Origin of the sequence: Furfurilactobacillus milii (assembly GCF_009864005.1) — a bacterium.
Taxonomy (GTDB): Bacteria; Bacillota; Bacilli; order Lactobacillales; family Lactobacillaceae; genus Furfurilactobacillus; species Furfurilactobacillus rossiae_B.
Map to the genome: position 1 here is coordinate 106,177 of NZ_WEZQ01000006.1, position 19,290 is coordinate 125,466.

The 19,290-nt window shown below is 46.0% G+C and carries 10 protein-coding genes; 5 read left to right on the forward strand and 5 right to left on the reverse strand.

The genetic code is table 11. The features are described 5' to 3' along the window. Window positions 1–213 precede the first annotated feature (213 nt). The 4 genes from GB993_RS05960 to GB993_RS05975 all read right to left on the reverse strand — a co-directional run bounded on the left by GB993_RS05960 (window position 214) and on the right by GB993_RS05975 (window position 14,052). The gene (locus tag GB993_RS05960; RefSeq protein WP_161003480.1) at window positions 214–2,184 is read right to left on the reverse strand and encodes a coiled-coil domain-containing protein; all 1,971 of its coding nucleotides are present in this window, start codon (window positions 2,182–2,184) and stop codon (window positions 214–216) included. 268 nt (window positions 2,185–2,452) lie between these two features. After that, a complete protein-coding gene (locus tag GB993_RS05965; protein WP_161003481.1) occupies window positions 2,453–11,368 on the reverse strand; it encodes a beta strand repeat-containing protein in 8,916 nt (2,971 codons plus the stop codon). A 227-nt stretch (window positions 11,369–11,595) separates the two neighbouring features. Beyond that, window positions 11,596–12,576 carry a KxYKxGKxW signal peptide domain-containing protein gene (locus GB993_RS05970; protein ID WP_161003482.1) on the reverse strand — a complete coding sequence of 327 codons (981 nt, stop codon included), beginning with the start codon at window positions 12,574–12,576 and terminating at the stop codon, window positions 11,596–11,598. 597 nt (window positions 12,577–13,173) lie between these two features. Next, the gene (locus tag GB993_RS05975) at window positions 13,174–14,052 is read right to left on the reverse strand and encodes a LysR family transcriptional regulator (protein ID WP_161003483.1); all 879 of its coding nucleotides are present in this window, start codon (window positions 14,050–14,052) and stop codon (window positions 13,174–13,176) included. Window positions 14,053–14,158: 106 nt separating this feature from the next. On the opposite strand from GB993_RS05975, the gene GB993_RS05980 reads away from it, so the two are divergent. Together GB993_RS05980 and GB993_RS13135 are read left to right on the forward strand one after the other, a co-directional pair. Then, window positions 14,159–15,808, forward strand: a complete 1,650-nt coding sequence (locus GB993_RS05980; protein ID WP_161003484.1) for a malolactic enzyme — start codon at window positions 14,159–14,161, stop codon at window positions 15,806–15,808. Window positions 15,809–16,089: 281 nt separating this feature from the next. Next, complete coding sequence (locus tag GB993_RS13135; RefSeq protein WP_017263044.1) at window positions 16,090–16,212, forward strand: hypothetical protein; 123 nt, start codon at window positions 16,090–16,092, stop codon at window positions 16,210–16,212. A gap of 176 nt (window positions 16,213–16,388) precedes the next feature. Here the strand turns inward: GB993_RS13135 and GB993_RS05985 are convergent, their stop codons facing one another. Beyond that, the gene (locus tag GB993_RS05985) at window positions 16,389–17,186 is read right to left on the reverse strand and encodes an alpha/beta hydrolase (RefSeq protein WP_161003485.1); all 798 of its coding nucleotides are present in this window, start codon (window positions 17,184–17,186) and stop codon (window positions 16,389–16,391) included. Window positions 17,187–17,351: 165 nt separating this feature from the next. Between GB993_RS05985 and GB993_RS05990 the strand changes: the two genes are divergently transcribed. The 3 genes from GB993_RS05990 (at window position 17,352) to GB993_RS06000 (ending at window position 19,149) form a co-directional block, all read left to right on the forward strand. Beyond that, a complete protein-coding gene (locus GB993_RS05990; protein WP_161003486.1) occupies window positions 17,352–17,993 on the forward strand; it encodes a TetR/AcrR family transcriptional regulator in 642 nt (213 codons plus the stop codon). A gap of 16 nt (window positions 17,994–18,009) precedes the next feature. Further along, the gene (locus tag GB993_RS05995; RefSeq protein WP_161003487.1) at window positions 18,010–18,333 is read left to right on the forward strand and encodes an HIT family protein; all 324 of its coding nucleotides are present in this window, start codon (window positions 18,010–18,012) and stop codon (window positions 18,331–18,333) included. A 69-nt stretch (window positions 18,334–18,402) separates the two neighbouring features. Then, window positions 18,403–19,149, forward strand: a complete 747-nt coding sequence (locus GB993_RS06000; RefSeq protein WP_161003488.1) for an SIR2 family NAD-dependent protein deacylase — start codon at window positions 18,403–18,405, stop codon at window positions 19,147–19,149. The last annotated feature ends 141 nt before the right edge of the window (window positions 19,150–19,290 follow it).

Below are 19,290 nucleotides of genomic sequence, written 5' to 3' on the forward strand. Positions count from 1 at the left end.
CCTACTTTAAAATCCGTTTAGTACCCTGACTAGATTATTCGCTAAAGTGTCTTAATTTTTTAACTATTATTCAATCACCATCAAATAAACACGCCGACCATTTAGCTGAAATATGGACAGTATCAAACTTATATTACTTAATAAATGATCCGACAAAAAAGGAGCACTCATAATGAGTACTCCTTTTAAAAGCCACTATTGGCATCATTCAAGCTATCCTACTTTAGGAATATAAATCCGCGTCTTAACCTTCTTTTCCTTCGGCTTTGGTGCGACCATCCCCGTTGGATCGACAACCTGAATGTGCATGTCACGGTTCAAACGTTTAATTAAGGACTGGTGAACCTGCTCGTTGCTGACCAACACATTATTGATTGGTGAGTCATCTGCAATGATTGCGTCGATAAGTGATTCATCGGCGGTGGAACTAATCAACGGTACCAATTCAAATTTACGAGCGCAGTCGTTCAATAATTGTTTGAAGAATGGTGCTTCAGTACCAATAATCAAAGAGTCTTGACTTCGTGTCAAAGCATGTGAAATCAGCCACCATTCATAAAAAGAGGCTTCACTGTCAAAAGCGTGTTCCACAATCTTAGCATCTTCAGTGGATTGAACTACCACGTGATCTGGGAAGTAAACTTTTTCCAGTGCCACACTGTGATCAGGTCGGTAGTAAATTTCCGAGGCTGCTTTGGTGGCATCATGAGGATCGGCATATTGCGTGGCCAACAAAATATTTTGTGAATCATAAATTGCCATCTTATAAAGCTGCTTATCTTGATAATACATCACGCTCGACAATGACCGATCCGTACGATACTGCAATGTGACTACTTGAGAACCTGTTTTAGATTTAATCTTTTCAGGTTGTTCACGGGTTCCTTCTTCTACCTGCCATTCTTGCGCTTGGTCCAGTGGCAAGACAACATCCGTTTGATGCGACTGATGGCGGCCATCATGTTGCATAGCTAAGTACGGATTTATCAAATCGTGTGCATGGCGCAAGATTCCCTGACTTTGATAAGTGGACCAAATTGAACCTAACTCACGATTGAAATCAGTCGTCAGAATATCATATTTGGTCCGCGTATTATCGAAGAGCTGGTCAATGCGTTGCAGGCTGAACTCGCCATTAAGCTCACCCAGTGGGAGCAACGTATTCGAATATAATACATAGTGGCGTTTAGGATCAAAGTTGTATGTATCAATGACCTTCGTCGAGTTAAAGTAAAATTTCATGCGATCTGCCAGCTCATCGAAGCTCTGACTCAAAACATTCTTCTGTGATCGTAGTTCACCAAGCTTTTCATCGTCCTGTGACAGTTGTTTTTGCTGGTCTGATAATTGTGTCGTCAGTGTCTCCACCTGATGTTTTAAATCAATGATGCGCTGATTGTCAGCCGCCTGTTGAGACGCCTCTTGAATCTGGTGATGAAGTTCGTCAATTGTAGCTTGTTCCTGATTAGCACTAGTTGTGAGGCCGTTCAAAGTCAGCTTGAGATCATGATCCTGCGCATTAATTGCAGTAATCTGTTGCCGTTTATCGTTGATTACCGACATCATGTCTGTCAAATTCGACTGCGTGTTGATGGCTCCAATTAATGTGTGTTCTTGGTCACTCAGGGACTGTCGTTCCTTTTTTACTGTGTCTAGCTGTGCCTGCAACATTCGCAACGTCCGTTCGTGTTTCTCACAAGAGTGTTGTAGTTCCTGACGATGTGCATCATCCTGTTTGATTTTGGCTAACAAAGCCGTTCGTTTAGCCTGTAATTTTCCAAACGTCTCAAAATGAGCATTGCGCTGTTCGCTGGCAACTTCATATAAACGATTAACATGACGGGATTGTGACCGTAACAAGTCCTTTTCAGTCAGCAACTTGGAGCGCAAGTGACCACGTGCAGTTCCATACTGTTCATTCAGCTGATCCACTTGTTGTTCAAGTTGTTGCCGTTCTTCAACTGCATCTTCCAAAGATTGCGCATCATCGCGGTTAATTTCATTGGCCACAACATCCTGCTGGTCGTCCTGACCATCTTGGAGTTGGGCCGTTGTGTGAATTATCGTTTTTGTTGCCGCAGCAGACTGTTGACCTGCCGCTGAATTGGAAACCCTCGTTTTAGTTGTCGATTCGTGGCGGTGTGTTGGCACCGTCATCTGCTTTTTTCCGCCAAACAACTTCATGAAACCCTACCCCCAGTCTATCTTTAAAAAGTCCATATCGTTGTGGTGTTAATTCAAATCTACCAATATTAAAGCGATTTTTTAATTTTAATTTCGATGAGTTTGACGTCATCTATTCAGGGGACTTTCGTTTGAAAATCCCCTCAATAGGTGACGGGAAACAATTATGTTTCCCATCATCTAAGTTGCTTAAACTTCATTGTCGCTATTTCAAACGACAATTTAGTAAGCCTTTGTACCGACATTAATCATCAACAATCACCGTTTGCTAACGCTTGTCAGTAGCTTTCTCAAGGCCGTCGTGCTTGCGCCGCTTTGCCATGTACATTGCCGATCCGGCAGTTAATCCTGCCACACCAAGCAAGCCCATGACGCCGGCAGTACTTGTGTTTTCACCGGTATCCGGCAAAATACCATCTGTTGCAGGAGTCGTAGCTGGCGTTTCGCCCTTAACACCATTGACGCTTGTCGAGGTCGAGCCACTGCTCAAACGAACTGTGGTCGATGCCATTGTTCCAACACCTGCATTAGCCAGTGGTTGAACCACAGGATTGTCGGTTCTATTAGCTGCCGTACTTGTTGTGAAACCACTAGTCGTTGGTGTCACAGCAGATTCTGCAGGAGCGGCATTCACAGTGTTGCCATGTTGAGCAACTCCCGTTGACGTTGCGTTTGACTCAGAACCCGTGGCATTCGTCTTTGGCGCGCTGAGTCCAGTACCAGTTGTAGCCGAGCCGTTCGATGGATTACTGTTGGCTGTAGTGCTTGAGGTTGTGGTAGCTGGACTAGTGCTATTAGTTCCAGCAGTCGAGCCAGTATTGTTAGCTGGGGCACCAGAACTTTGATTGCCCGCATTAGTTGGTGTTGTTCCAGTGCTATTAGAACCAGCGGCATTTGAACCGTTCGTTCCGGAGCCAGCATTATTAGTCGGACTAGCAGAGCCAGCACTTGTTGAGTTGCCAGTAGTTGAACCGGAACCAGGGTTGGTAGCTGTTGAACCTGCTGCACTGCTGCTATCGCTGCCAGCTGTGCTGCCACTCGTTGGTGCCGTGTTGTCATAGAAGTCTTTCTTCGGAACTTCTACGCCGACCGCATCAATCAATTCCCTGAATCGTGAGACAGTGCCGTCAGGATTGATCTTCGTGCCAATGCTGCCTTTGGTTGGACCGTCAACAGTCATCGTGCCGTCTGAATCAACGGTAACCGGCGTGGTGCCAACCATTGCGCTGCCACCTTTCGTAGGAATCGTTGCCGTGCCAGTGACTTTTCCATCTTTGTCGGTCGTCGTTGCGGTTGTGGTACCATCAGCGTTCTTAGTTAACGTTAATGTTGTGCCATCACTGCCTTTGAGCGTAGCGCCCGTCACTGCCTTTGTCGTTGGATCAGTCGTAACACTAACCGTGCTGCCATCGGGATTCGTCTGAACCGTAGTCTTCGGTTGTGTGTTGTCGTAGAACTCACCCTTTGATACAAACGTTGAGACTGGATCAACCCGTGACTTAAAGCGTGCAATCGTGCCATCAGGATTTACCCGTGTCGTTGTCCCATCGGGCGTAGTGGCCTGATCAGTTAAAGTACCGTCCGAGCCAACACTAACTTTGGCATTACCGACTGTGGCATCTCCACCGCCTTCAGGAATAGTCTTGGTATCAGTTACTTTGCCATCTTTATCGGTAGCTGTTACCGTCGTTGTTCCATCAGGATTCTTAGCAAACGTTGTCTTGGAACCATCGGTAGCACCAAACGTGGCCCCCGTGACCTTCTTACTTGGATCACGGTCAACAATGGTGTAACTGCCGTCAGGGTTAAATTGCTTGTCAGACGTGCTACCATCTGGGTTCGTTGTTAACTCTTCGGTGACGTTTCCGTTTCGTCCCTTCGTTGTCTGAACAGTGCCCTTACCGTCTGTTGTTGGCGTTGTAATCGTCTGTTTACCAGTCGTTGGATCCGTCGTCGTGGACGAAATCAAATTACCAGCTGGATCCTTCTTGACCACGGTTGTAGTTCCGTCACTATTTGGCGTCGTAGTCGTTGTGTCACCATGAGGATCCGTAACTGTTGACGAGATTGGCTTGCCACTTGGATCGGTTGTGGTAGAAGTTGAACCGCCATCTGATGTTGGTTTTGTCGTTGTATTGGAAATCGGCTTACCATCAGAACCGGTCGTTTGACTTGTCGAACCGCCATCGCTCGTTGGCGTGGTGACCGTCTTATCGCCAGTCTTTGGATCCGTTGTCGTAGTCTTAACTGGCTTACCGTTTGAATCCTCAATCACGTCTTTGATGACGTTGCCATTTGGATCTTTCGTCACAACTTCTTGCCCACCACCTGTGATTGGCGTCGTTGTAATGGTATTACCAGTCTTTGGATCAGTGACCACCGTCTTAATTATGTTGCCATTTGGATCCTCAGTAACTGTCTTAATCACGTTACCTTGCGGATCCTTCGTCACAATCTGTTTGCCACCACCTGACGTTGGCGTGGTGATATCCGTATCTGCTGGATTATCTTTATTCGGTGTTGTCGTGGTCGTGTTACCAGTAACCGGATCCGTCTTGCTATCAGAAATAACCTTTCCGTTAGCATCCGTCATGGTTGTGCTGATAACTTTGCCAGTGCCGTCTGTGACAACCGTCTTACTACCGCCGTCACTCGTTGGCGTAACGGTCGTTGTGTCACCGGTCTTCGGATCCATGGTTTCGGTCTTAACGACATTGCCATTTGGATCTCGCGTGACCCGTTTGATAACGTTACCGTCAGCATCTGTCATTTCCGTGACCGTACCGCCATCAGACGTCGTTGTAGTCGTTACCTTTTGCTTAGGATTCGTTGGGTCCGTAACCTGGTGACTAATGATTTGACCATCAGAGCCAGTTGTTTGCGTAATGTGCTGACCGTCAGAGCCGGTCGTTTCGTGGGTAACATCACCTGTTGTCGGATCAGTCGTTGTCTTGTCAATTTGTTTACCATTTTTATCGGTAAGAGTCGTCGAAATTGTATTGCCATTTGGATCAGTGACAACTGTCTTAGATCCGCCATCACTCGTTGGCGTCACGGTTGTGGTATCACCAGTCTTGGGATCCGTGGTTGTCGTCGAAATAGTCTTGCCACTTGGATCCTTAACGACCGTGTGCTCACCACCGTCAGTCGTTGGCGTTGTGGTAGTAGTATTGCCAGTCTTGGGATCCGTGGTCGTGGACGAAATCAGCTTGCCAGTTGAATCCTTGGTTGTTTCAGAAATTGTCTTGCCACTGGCATCCGTTACGATTGTGTGTGTACCACCGTCGTTGGTTGGCGTTGTCGTGGTTGTATCACCGGTTGCCGGATCGGTTGTAATTTCATTGGTTGTCTTACCAGTTGAATCCTTGGTAACATCAGAGATTACTTTACCATTTGGATCGGTAATCACCGTGTGAGTACCGCCATCCGTGGTTGGAGTGGTTGTCGTGGTGTTACCAGTCTTTGGATCAACGGTACTCGTTGAAACTGGTTTGCCATTGACATCGGTAATCGTAGTACTGATTACTTTCCCGTTTGGATCGGTAACAACTGTCTTCTGACCACCTTCACTCATTGGCGTGGTTGTCGTGGTGTCGCCAGTCTTTGGATCAACGGTGCTAGTCGAAACTGGTTTGCCATTTGCGTCGGTAATTGTGGTGCTAATTACTTTGCCGTTTGGATCAGTAACAACTGTCTTTTGACCGCCGCCACTCACTGGTGTCGTTGTGGTCGTGTCACCAGTCTTCGGATCAACGGTGCTAGTCGAAACTGGTTTGCCGTTTGCATCGGTAATTGTGGTGCTGATTACTTTGCCGTTTGAATCGGTAACAACCGTCTTCTGACCGCCGTCATTCATTGGCGTAACAATCGTGGTGTCGTTAGTCGCTGGATCAGTGGTGCTCGTTTCAATCGTTTTACCAGCCGCTGTCTTCTTGACGGTTTGAGTACCGCCGCCACTTGTTAGCGTAGTCGTCGTGGTGTTGCCAAACGGATCTTTAGTCTGTGTGGACGTTGTTACACCGTTCTTATCCTTGGCAACAGTGGTAACGGAACCATCATCATTAGGAGTTGTGGTTACCGTTGAATTGTCGCTATTGGTAACAATCTTCTGGGTTACGTTGCCGGCAGGATCCTTCTTCGTCTCTGTAGAACCACCGTCCGAACCAGGCTTAACGTCATCCGTCGAACCATCTCTGTTGGTGGTCAATGTGTCAATAACTTTGCCGTTCTTATCCTTGGTTGTAGTTGTCGTTGAGCCATCAGCGTTCTTTACAGTAGTTGTCTCAGTGCCGTCACTATTTTCAACAGTGCCTGCACCAGGTGTCATATTGGTGTAACTGGTATGCGCGGTCGTGTAATCAGTCGCAGCCTTATCAACATTAGTTTTAGCCGCTTGTAGGTTAGCGTCAGCATCTTTGGCCGCTTGTGCGGCAGCAGCTGCATTAGTCTTGTCGGCATCCGTAGCATCAGCACCGCTAGTGGCATCTGTTAACGCCTTTGCCTCAGCAGTTGCTGTGCTTGAAGCGGCACTAGCAGCGTTATATTGAGCGGTTGCCTTGGTGTTGTCAGCACTGGCTGCTGACAAAGCATCACTGGCGGCATCTTGGTTGCCCTTAGTAATCTCTTCGTTTGCAGTCTTCAATTGCGCCGCGGCATCACTAGCCGCAGCACTGGCTGCTGCCGTAGCGACGTTGGCTTTAGCAGCATCATATGTGGCCTGTGCCGCTTTGGCAGCGTTTGTCGCAGTCTGAGCGGCCTTCGTAGCATCAAAAGCCTTTTGCATTGCGGTTGTGGCGGTTGCACTGGCCGATGTGGCCGCAGCCTGAGCAGCTGCGGTACCGGCTTTAGTTGCAGCAGCAACTGCATCGCTAGCGGCTGCACTGGCTGCGGTAGCTTCACTAGTTGCCTTGACAGCGTTACTTGTCGCTTGCGAAGCCAAATTAGTGGCACTAGCAACGTTAACCGCATCACTGATCAACGCATCCGTAGCATCTGAACCAGCCTTTGTTAAGGTTGCAACATTTGTAGCGGCACTGTTAGCAGCAATTGCAGCATTATTTGCGTCAACCGCATTGCTGTCTGCTGTCGTTGCATCGCTGGTAGCATCTGATGATGCTGTCGTCGCTTTGATTACCGCTTCGCTAGTTGCAGGATCTACAGTCGTCCCAGTATCAGCCATTGCTTCAGCAACCTTGCGTGTCGCTTGAACGGTGGCTTGAATAGCCGTCAAGTTCGTTTGAGCAGTCGCGGCAGCGTCACTAGCCGTCTTGTAAGCATTGGCAGCATTCGTAGCAGCTGTCTTGTCATTATCAGTAGCCGTTGGTAATGATGCTGCCGCGCTCGTCGCATCAGCCTCTGACTGAGCGACTTTCAGAGCATCACTTGCTTGACTCAACGCTTTAGTAGCTTGATTGACATCTGTGTCGGCCGCGCTTAATGCTGCCAAAGCAGAAGTTTTATCGCCTTTAGTAATTGCGTCGCTGGCCGCTGCATTTTGCTTTTGAGCATCCTTAATTGCGGTATTGGCAGTCGATGTTGCGATGTTTGCACGAGCTGCATCATAAGCCGCAGTTGCAGCAACCACAGCATTTGCAACGCTATTTGCAGCGGTTGTAGCTGTAGCTGCGTTATCCACCGCCTTCTCTGCTGCTATAGCAGCTTCGTTGGCTAATGTCTTGGCTTCTGGTGTATTTGCAGCGACTGCAGCCGATTGTGCTTGAGCAGCAGCAGCCGAAGCAGCATTTGCTTCAGCGGTTGCACGCTGAGCGTTTAGAGCAGCTTGTGAGGCCAAGCCCTTAGCCGTCGTGTAATTGATAGCCGCATTGATTAAATCAGTGGTGCCATCTGACCCTTGTGCTGCTAAACTTGCTGCCTGTGAAGCTGCCTTAGTTGCACTTGCTGCATTGTCCGCAGCGGCACTAGCATTGGCTGTCGCATTTTCAGCATCAGAATTAGCAGTTGTTGCGTTTGATGTTGCCTCACCAGCTGCCGTTCCCGTCGTTTGAGAAGCACTCATAAATTGCAAACCGTTAATTGCATCAAGCAATGTATTGGTAGCGTCAGTTATTTGTGTTGCCGTCAATGTATCGGCCGGTTTAGCATCCAACAATGTCGCTGCCGTTAAGGCGGACTGCATGTTACTCCACGTTGTTGGCGTGTACTTTTGCGCCTCAGTAGCGGCTGGAGCGGACTTAATGGCTGCTTCTAATCCGTTCTTTGATTTCGTAATTTGTGTAATGGCCGCATCAAGATTCTTGACAGCCTCGTTAACGGCATCCTGGGTAGCTGCTTTATCGTTATTAACGGTTGTTGCTGCTGTCATCTGTTTGCTCAAGTTAGCCCAGTCATCCTTAGTCGCAGTCGCGTACGCAGGATCAGCCATGCTGCCTTGAACCGTGGTGCCATCAGAAATGGCTGCGTTTAAGACATCTTTATTAGCTAATACATAAATAGAATCAGATACGTTGGTATCCAAGTCAGTCAGTTGAACCCCTGTTGGTTGAACTGCATTAGTACCCGAAACGATACCGTGCAAAACGTGCGCAGTTGCCTGAACATACTTACCAGCTGTTAACGGTGTGCCGACGGTGCTTGTCCATGAACCGTCCTTTTCCACCTGCGTGTTGTTAGAAGCGTTCACTGAACCATCTGGGTTGTAAACCGTCACAGTAACGGTGTAAACGTTCATGTCATTCGGTGAAACTTTCTTGTTTACCGCATCGGAAGCAGTAACCGTGGATGCAACCAAACTTGAGATGGTCCCAGTAATCTTAGAGGAGCCAACTTTAACAGTGTCGGAATCAACGTAAACAAATGGCGTCTGTGCTGACGGCACACTCGCAATGGCATAACCCATGGTACCTTGCGAAATAGCACCACTAATTGTGTTGACCCGTTGAATGTAGGCTGTCACAATATCGCCCGTTTGCACAGTGACACCACTCATCGTTGTGCCATCGTGTTGACCAAAGCTAGCTGTGTAATTACCGTTACTATCGATGTTGCCAACCGCAGTTGCAACTACCTGATAGGCAGTAGACTTGGTGCCATCAGAATTGGTGATTGTAACTTTCTTCGTATCGTTAAAGACAACTTGGTAAGTGTCGCCAGGATCATCTGTTGTGTGATCGACATCAACATTCCCAGTAATAGTGTTGGTTCCTTGAACAATATCAGACGATACATTGCTTGTCTTAAATTGTGGTACGGCTTGTTGAACTAAGTTCTCTTTCGGCTCATTGGTTGTTGACGTAAGACCGACCATTGCAATACCGCCATCAGAACGGCCATTTACCAAAGCATCAGGCGCGGTGACTGCAGCGCTTGAATAGTCAAAACCAGCATCAGAAGGCGTCGTATTGTCTGCCACCGCACTAGCATAGTGGTTTGCCAAAACAGTCGATTTACCAATTTGAGAAATGCTTGGCAATCCATTGATATGTGATTCAACAACGACTGCATTATCTGACTGGTCACCTGTTGTTCTTGCAAGCCATTGATGCGTCTCTTTAGCCCACTTGGAAATACCAAGTCTGAACCAGAATTGATCACTGTTATTCGTTCCTGTATTCGGTAGCTTACCTGTGATAATTGTTAATACTGGTTGCCCCTGAGCATTGAAACTCAATGACAACTTGAAGTCGGAAACCGATCCCTCGGTGTCGGAAAGCACGTGAGTTGCCGCTAAAGCCTTAGCTAAGGGTTCAGCGCTCTTAGGCTCAATATTTCCATAAGTTAAACCCGTGCCATTATCTTGCGGCTTGGAACCACCACTAACCGAAACATCATATGCAATTGTTGTGTAATCTTGCCAATTAGTAGTCTTAAAGAATGGCGTTAAACTAGCCGGTAATGTGATTGTTGTAATGATTGTCCCATTGCCTTTGTTCGTTTTGTTGAATGCACCGGCTGCACCGAAGCTAATATCGTGACCAGTGTCAGTCGTACTTACAGTATCCCAAGGTGAACTACCAAGTGTCATCGTGCCCGAGGACTTTTGAATATCAGCTCCCGATGTTCCCGTTTGAGCATCAGTTAATAGCAACAAGTTATTGAAGTAGAATGGCAGGTCACTAATTGCCTGATTGAGTTTAACTGTATCTAAACTGCCTGTATCCATAAGGTTAGTAGCATTATCCAAAATCGACTTGTAAATGCTGTATGTTTCATTCGTGTACAAACTTGGTGACTGCGCGACTTCACTGTTCAGTATTTGTGCTAATTGCGCACGCGCAGTAGCTGCGGCACTATCATTAGCAATGGTGGCCCAAATGGCCTTTCGCAAATTCGACGTATCTGTTTTGACTGAATCTGATGATGGTTCATCGTATAGATCACTGACGGCGTTGGAACGGGCATTAACCAAGTTTGTATAAGTCTTACTGTCGAAGCTAGCCGGGTTAAGTAGCTTGGAATTGTTGATCATTTTGTTCAAATCATTCCAAGCAGAATCAGAAACCGTTGTTAACTGGTTAACGGCATTCTGTACGGCGGTTGTTGCACTGACTAGTTCGTCAGTTGTCGTCGTTTTCAGCGGATCGCCGTTTGAATCAAGCAATGCTTGTGCTGATTGAACAGCCATGTTCAAATTATACGTACTATCGGTGCTGTAAGCGCCACCATTATTTTCGGCAAGTAACTGTTTCGCACCAGTAATTGTGGTATTCAGATCATCTTGCGCAACTTTTTCACTAACCAATTGTTGAGTAGCCTGCTTCAAATTGAAGATGGCATTACTCAACTGATCCTGCGTTGCGGCGTTGTTATTCATAACCGCCCGCGCATAAACATATGCGCTCGTAAAAGCATCCCAACTAGCCTTAGTGTAGGCGCTGTACGCGTAGTTCGTTGCAGTTGCATCAGAAGACTGGAAATTCATATAAGTAGACTTAGCAGTGTTCAATTGGTCCTGTAAGTTTTTCAAAGATCCGGCCGGAATTAATGCCGATTCAGCAGCATTTAATGCTGTTAAAGCATCCTGAATGTCTTGGGCTGAGCTAGATGCGGTTAACTTTTGAGCAACTGCCTGAGCGTTCTTCAAACTTTGAATCGAAGCAATTGTGAATGTACCAGCATTGTCAATTGAAGTAGCTGCACTGTTGAGTGAGGTTGTTAATTTATCAAACAAAACATCCGCTTTATTCAGTTGAAGGTTAGCTGTCGCATCATTAAGCTTCTTACTCAAGACGGCCAACGTGTTAGCAGTTGTTTGGTTGTTTAAAGCTGCAGATTGAGCCGCTGACAGTGCATCTTGATAAGCCTGCCATGTGGCAATCGTGTATTTCGATGCATCGCTAGTAGGATACTGTTTTTGATCAGTTTCAATAAGTTTATTCGTATCACCAGCCGCGTCAGAGCCTGGATTAGTAACCAGCCCATCTAATGCACTCTGAATTTGTTGTTGCGCCTGATTTAAAGCGACGGGTGAGAACTATCAGTCAAACCGGACGCATTCGCTAAAGCCGTGTTCAGTTCAGCATACGATGCCGCCGTGAATTTGGAGCGTACAACATCGTGGGCATTTGTCAGTGCGCTATTGTACGCTGTCCAGGCACTGTTAGATGTTGCTCCGGCCGCGTTCGAGGTAGCGTTTGAAGTAGCATCGGATGTTGACGTACCAGCAGCGCTGGTCGCATCCATCCGGGTAATTTCTTGAGGTGTGCCAGTTTCGGCAAACACCTTAAGTGCAGCCGCTTTAGCATCAGCCACCTGCTGGTTCGTTGCACCATTTGGCAATGCAGTAACAGTTGGCGCCTGACTTGCTGGCTGGACAACTGCTTGAGAATTGTTATTGTCAGCAACACTCTGAGGTGCAGTTGACGTAGCCGCTTGACTAGTTGTTTGTCCAACAACTGGGCTAGTAGATGTAGCGCTTGTTGCCGTAACCGATTGTGGTGCCTGATTAGTTTGGGCAGAAGCAACTGAATTAGCCTGAGCGCTGGCAGGTGCTTGACTAGTCACAGGTGTTGTGTTGATTTGCAACGGTTGCTGTTGAGTCTTAGTGGCCTGCACAGCAGATGTTTGTGAAGCTGCTTGACTGACCGGTGCCGTAGAAGTAGCAGTTGTAGTAGCGTTAGTCGCTTGACTTGTCGGCGTTGAGGCCGCAGAAGTAGGCTGCTGTGCTGCACTGGCAGTCGTCTGGTTTTGCGTCACCGTTGTCGTAAATTCGAGTGGCATGTTAGTTTGCTTTGTTGCATCCGATTGTGGATCACTCGGCGTACCACCATTAGCATCCGTCGCCGCTTCAACGTTCTTCTCCCCGTTAACTAAGAAACCTCCAAACGTGAATACAGTGATACCAGCAAACAGCCATTGTTTGCCAGACTTGTACATCTTGTAATGCTCTTTCTCACTTGTTATCGTATCCGCGATTTCTTTATTCCTGCGAGACATAATCATTACCCCCTTGAAAGCAAATACAAATGTGATTGATTTAATACTCCTTGAGACTAAATCGTCGTCTCGCTATATGTATATCGACGATTAGTCGCAAGATTACACCAAATTAGATTAGATAAATGACCGTTGTTCAGTTTCATCTTTAACCTGCATTAATGTCTAGTTATTAAACAATAATCACCTCTAACTTGATTCCAAAAGCAGTTTAGCACGCGTAAATATTATTTGTACACAAATTGCAAACGGCCAAATCAGAATTTTGACTACCATCTACTAAGATTGACAAGACGCCTTTTTGAAGCATTTTCGAAATCGGTTGTGCGCCATATAGTTTCAAATTTCAAGAGATAAAAAGATAAGCTACTAACATTTACAGTTGCTAACCATTTTAGTTAACAGGCAACGTTAATTTTGCTTACATACTGTCCAAGTTTGCATACCTTTTCTTGACTTAATTTAACTGTTTTATTGACAATCTCACATGTCCTATCTTTCGCATTAGGAATTGGTATAGACGTTGAACCTTTAAAACCAAAAAATCTCGTTGTCTAAATCGCAACGAGATAACTGAAACATATTTTTCTTCTCACATTACTTAAGCACCTTTAAATCGTTAATGAATTGCCGCTGCATAGCGTTGGGCACGAATCCTTGACGATAAGCGAGTGAAATATTAAAGCGTTCTGTTAATGCATCTGAAATTTCAAGTGCGACGACCTCATCTCCCGCTTTAATGGCATCACTGACTAAGATACTGACCCCTAAGTTTTCCGCCACTAGTCCCTTTATCAAATTAATATCAGGCGACTTATAAATCACGTTTGGCTTAAAACCGGCAGCCTTCGAGTAAGCAGTTAACGCCGCTGAGTGAATAAAATTATCATTCAACGTAACGAAACGTTCACTGACTAGTTCATGAAAACTTATGTGTTTGCGTTGCGCCAGTGGATGCTGGTTGCTCACAATGACATGAAAAGGACGGTCTGCTAATAATTGCGTGTGCAAAAGGTCGTTTGGCAACGGCTGGATCGATTCAAGTAACGCAATGTCGATATCACCATTCTGTAACTCCTTTAATAATTGATCAGAACCGGCCTCCCGCGTGCGAATATGGCTGAGGATACCGTCTGCCATTAGTTTGCCTGCCAACCTAGGAAAATAGACCGTCCCGATAATCGGTGGCAGACCAAACCGAATGGTCGTGGCCTTTGATTGAACAATCTCTTGCTGAGTTAATGCCAGATTCTGCAAAATAAGCTTTGCACGCCGCTGTAAAATTTCTCCCGCTGGTGTTAAATGGGCCTGTGCGTGTGTCCGATCCCGCTGAATCAGCGTATCGCCAAATTCCGTTTCCAAACGTTTAATCGCCAACGTGATGGTCGGCTGACTGACGTGAAACTGTGTTGCGGCGGCCGAAAAGTTTTGCCGTTCCGCTACAGCCATAAAGTATTCCAAATCACGTGTGTTCATTTCCAAAATCTCCATATTGTCATTATTTATATCAAACAGACTGTTTGACTATGATTATAACAGGGTTGTATCTTTAATCTATCAAAACGTCCATGGAGGCATTAATATGAAAATGACACCAACTGAAATTTTAGAAGACCCATTTTTAAACAAGGGCACTGCATTTACTGACGCCGAGCGCCGCGAATTTGGTCTGATCGGTTTATTACCACCACGCGTCCAAACCATGGAGAATCAATTAGCTCGTGTCTACGCCCAGTATCAGGCCAAATCCACCATGCTGGATAAGCGGCTGTATTTGATGAATTTGTTCAATGAAAACCGGATTCTCTTCTATAAGCTGTTCAGTCAACATGTCGTTGAATTTATGCCCGTCGTTTACGATCCAACCATTGCTGAAACGATTGAAAATTACAGTGAGTTATTCTTAAGTTCACAATATGCTGCCTTCCTTTCCATCGATGACCCCGATGACATGGCCACAACATTAAAAAACGTGGCCGGCGATCGTGACATTCAACTGGTTGTTGTCACTGATGGTGAAGGCATTCTCGGAATCGGTGACTGGGGTGTTCAGGGTGTCGATATTTCTGTCGGTAAACTGATGGTTTACACCGCGGCGGCTGGAATTGACCCACGCAAAGTGTTACCCGTTGTTCTCGACACTGGCACTAACAACGAATCATTGCTGAACGACCCTCTGTATCTTGGTAATCATCACAAACGTGTCGAAGGCGACAAGTATTACCAATTCGTCGATCAGTTTGTGACCACTGCTGAATCACTCTTCTCGAATATGTACCTTCACTTTGAAGACTTTGGTCGCAATAATGCCGCTAAAATTTTGCAGAAGTATCAGCGTCAATACGTTACCTTCAACGATGACATTCAAGGCACTGGTATTATTACCCTCGCTGGTATCCTCGGCGCATTGAACATTTCTAAGCAAAAATTGACCGACCAAACCTACCTGACGTTTGGTGCAGGATCCGCCGGTGCCGGCATTGCCAAACGGATTTTTGATGAGATGGTCGAACAGGGGCTGAGTGCCGACGAAGCACGCAAACACTTCTACATGGTCGACAAACAGGGGCTGCTGTTTGATGACATGGCTGACCTCACTCCCGAACAACGGCCGTTTGCCCGTCAACGAAGTGAATTTACAAACGCAGATGAGCTGACCAGTTTAGCCGCTGTCGTTGACGCTATCCACCCGACAATTCTGGTGGGCACATCAACTCAACCAGGTACTTTCACTGAGGATATCGTTCGCAACATGGCCGCTCACACGGAACGCCCCATCATTTTCCCACTGTCCAATCCAACCAAGTTAGCTGAAGCTTCTGCTGATGACCTCATCAAGTGGACCGATGGCCGCGGTTTGATTGCGACGGGGATTCCGGCTCACGATGTTGACTATAACGGTATCACTTATAAAATTGGTCAGGCCAACAACGCACTGGTTTACCCTGGCTTAGGTCTTGGCACCATCGCCGCTTCCGCCAAAGTGCTAAATGACACGATGATCAGTAAGGCCGCCCACTCACTCGGCGGCATCATTGATGTGAACGAACCTGGCGCGGCAGTATTGCCACCTGTTGAAAAACTTAACGTCTTTTCCGAAACGGTTGCTGAAGCCGTGGCTCAAAGCGCTGTCGATCAAGGTTTGAACGAAAAACCAATTGACGACGTGAAGGCTGCTGTTCTTAACACAAAGTGGACACCAGAATATACCAAACTGAATTTAGACGACTAAGTTCCAACTTGTGGTTCTAGACTAATCGACGTTGCCACTTTATCGAAAGCAAACCATTCACAATCCCCCGACATTAACTGGCGAGCGATTGTGAATGGTTTTTATTTTTGAGGCAATTCAATGCCGATATCCCTGTAGCTTACACAAATAACGGTGAGTGCCAGCCATTCATAAATAAACTGTTTTCTTTGGCACATCACCAATAATCACCTATCATAAATTTACTAATTGCACATCCAGACTGTTTCGACTAGAATTCAAGGTGAATAGAGGAGATCGCCATGGATAAAGTTAAATTGCAACGCGCCTTGTGGTATGTCGCTGGGGGCGTCCTAGGATTAGGGTTGCTAACAATGCTTATCGAAGCAATTCACATGATGTGGGTTGTCATGTTTGAAATGTGAGTTTGTAAAAAATACGTTGACGTTTGGTTAACCATCCAACAGATGGCAATTAAACGTCAACGTATTTTTTATTTTATGCAATAATTGAAAAAATCGATTTCGTTAACAAATGCCTTTGTTAATTGGGTTTAGCTACTTTTCATTAACAATAACCGGTTAACTTTATACAGATGCTTTTAAAACAGAAATTGTGCCGTTTGCCAAACGACTTCCGGATTAGACCGTAACGCTGAGTGCTGCACAGACAATATATCCCCGTTAATAATGTGCTGCTGATACGTTTGAACATATTGCGCTGCAAGTGGTCGCAATGCCTTTACACCAGCAACTGACACTTCTGTATCCGTGCGTAATCCCCACACATTACCGCCAATAGCCAAAATCTTCAGGTCACGTGGCAGGTCGGCCGCCCGCTTGAGATAACGGTTATACCTGTGAGCAATGGAAGTATTGCTGTTGATTGTTGCAAACGGACTAGCGATGGCGACCCAATGACGGACTTGCGGTTGTGCGTCAGCGTGATTGGTAACCAGATAACTATATGCAACGCCACCACCCATCGAATGTGTTACAAAATTAACCTCGGTAATGTGCTGTCGAGTCCGCAATTCATGCATGATTTTAGGCAATAATCTGATTTGAACAGCTGGATCGCGATTGTCCGCAAACGCCAATTGAATCAGATAATTAGTTGAGGGCCGTTGGTCACCAGAAAAGCTTAATTGGCCGCGATGGTTTATGCGAACCAGCTCGCGATGGCTAGCAATCCCTGCCCGTTGCCAATGCGTCGTCATCTGGTCAAAAGCCTTGGCGTTTGAACCATATCCACCGATAAACACTGTGGCTGTGTGGGTCTGTCTTGCATGAAGTGTCGATAAACGGTGTTGATACAAAAGACTGTGCCCGGCATCCCACCCCACAAATCCGAGCAATAAAAGACTAACAATCAGTAAAACCTTGGTACGTCGCTTCATAATTCATTCGCCACTTTTCTAATTGGCATCATTATAGACTGTTTTCTTGTAATGGATGAAACAAAAAGAACATTTTTATTCGTTTTTGTACACTTTTTTTAGAATGGTGCTATACTCGTCCACAATTATGAAGGATTTTAGCTGGGATTGGAAAGGAAGCGTATCATGGCCAAAACTTCAAAGCGAACCGACATGTTACACCATCTTATAAGCTACATGAACATTAACGGATTTTCGGACCTGCGAATGGACGATATTATCCGGATTGCACATGCAAGCCGCACAACCGTTTACCGTTACTTCTCGTCAAAAGATGATGTTATGACAGCTGTGATTACAGAGTATTGTGACTTCATCGACGACTTACAACTGCCCACCGCTAATAACGATCAAACGGCCATGCTCATCGGCCTTAATGAATTGATTAAGGCTCAGCTACTGTTTGAAAGTAGCTTGTCGCGCCGCTTTCGCCGAGAGCTAACGACTGAGTATCCCCAATTATCTTCAACACTAAATGCTGCGATTGAAAAATTTGACCAACAACAGCGCCAATTTTACACGCACGGTCAGACACTGAATTTATTTAATCAGGCCAACCCAACGCTCTGGCTGTTGGCGGATCACGAAATGATTCCCACGCTACTCGATGAACATTATCTTGTCACCCATTCATTGACCGCACGACAAGCACTAATTGACTACGTAAACTTTAAATGCCAACAAGTGGTGCGTCCTGAATACCAAGAACAAATGAGCGTAAGTGACTTAGATCCCACTATCGACAAACTTCTCCAATCGCGGCCTTAAAGGAGGCGTACTTTCTATGACTACATCTAAACAAACTAATTGTCCATTTTGCGACAAGCCAGCTAACGAAATTTTATTATCAAATGATCTGGCGGTCGCTTTTAATGACATTCATCCAATGGCTCCCGGTCATATGTTAATTGTGCCGCGGCGGCATTGCCAAACCTTGTTTGACGCCACACCAGAGGAACAACATGCCATGATGGATTTACTATCACAGGCCAAACAATCACTCGATGCGCAACTACATCCCCGCGGTTATCAGGTTTTTAGTCATGCCGGCCAAATCGCGGGTCAACGAGTTGATCACGCTCACATTCACCTTCTGCCCGTTGCGTAAACGTTATCCTCATTACATCCTTCATAATTGACCGTTTATTAATAAAAAATGTTATCGAGGTCCTCAGTCATGTTTAATGCTTTAACGCATCATCAATCAGCAAACTTTGACGAACAAATCAATCAGTTAGCTCAGCTCATTTCAAATTCACATCACACCATTGCGTTAACAGGTGCCGGCATCTCCGTGGCCAGTGGCATTCCCGACTTGGAACAATTGAGTGGCGGTACGACAGGTTCACTTTCATCTGAAAGTTACCTTGAAGCACACCCCGATGATTTTTATCGTCAATTTCATCAGTTGTTTATTGATCCGATTTTTAATGTCGGCCCGACCGCTGCTCATAAATTTTTAGCTCAGCTTGAACACCATCAACTGTTAGACGGTGTGATTACGACTAATGTCGATTATCTTCATGAGCGTGCTGGCAGTCGCAATACCGCCAACATTTGGAGTAGTTTGAACATTAATCACTGTGTGCAGTGTGGTCGCATTTATCCCCTCGAAATTTTGCGTGATCCAGTACCGCATTGTCCAAACTGTAGTGGCATTATTTCACCAGATCCCATATTCCGCAATATCGCGACTGTGCCTGCAGAACGCGAACGTGCTGATTTATGGACAAACACCGCTGACCTAGTCCTAGTCACTGGCGCTAACGGATACTACGACCATGTTGAAAATCGCTCAACCCTAGTTGACATCAATCCCGCCCAAACGGAATTCGATGATCGGGCCACTTTAGTAATTCGGGCGACAGCCGACAAAACGTTTACTGCACTAGCGGGTAAACTAAACCTGCTATCACAACCGTGACGAAATAATACAAAAGAATTGAGATGACTAGTATGTTCAATGGGTAGATTGCAAATTTGATCCGAATTTTTTGACAAATTAGTCAGCATCACTTGGTAAGGTGTTTGCCAGTTAAGTACTTTAAGGGGGCGTTGGTTAATT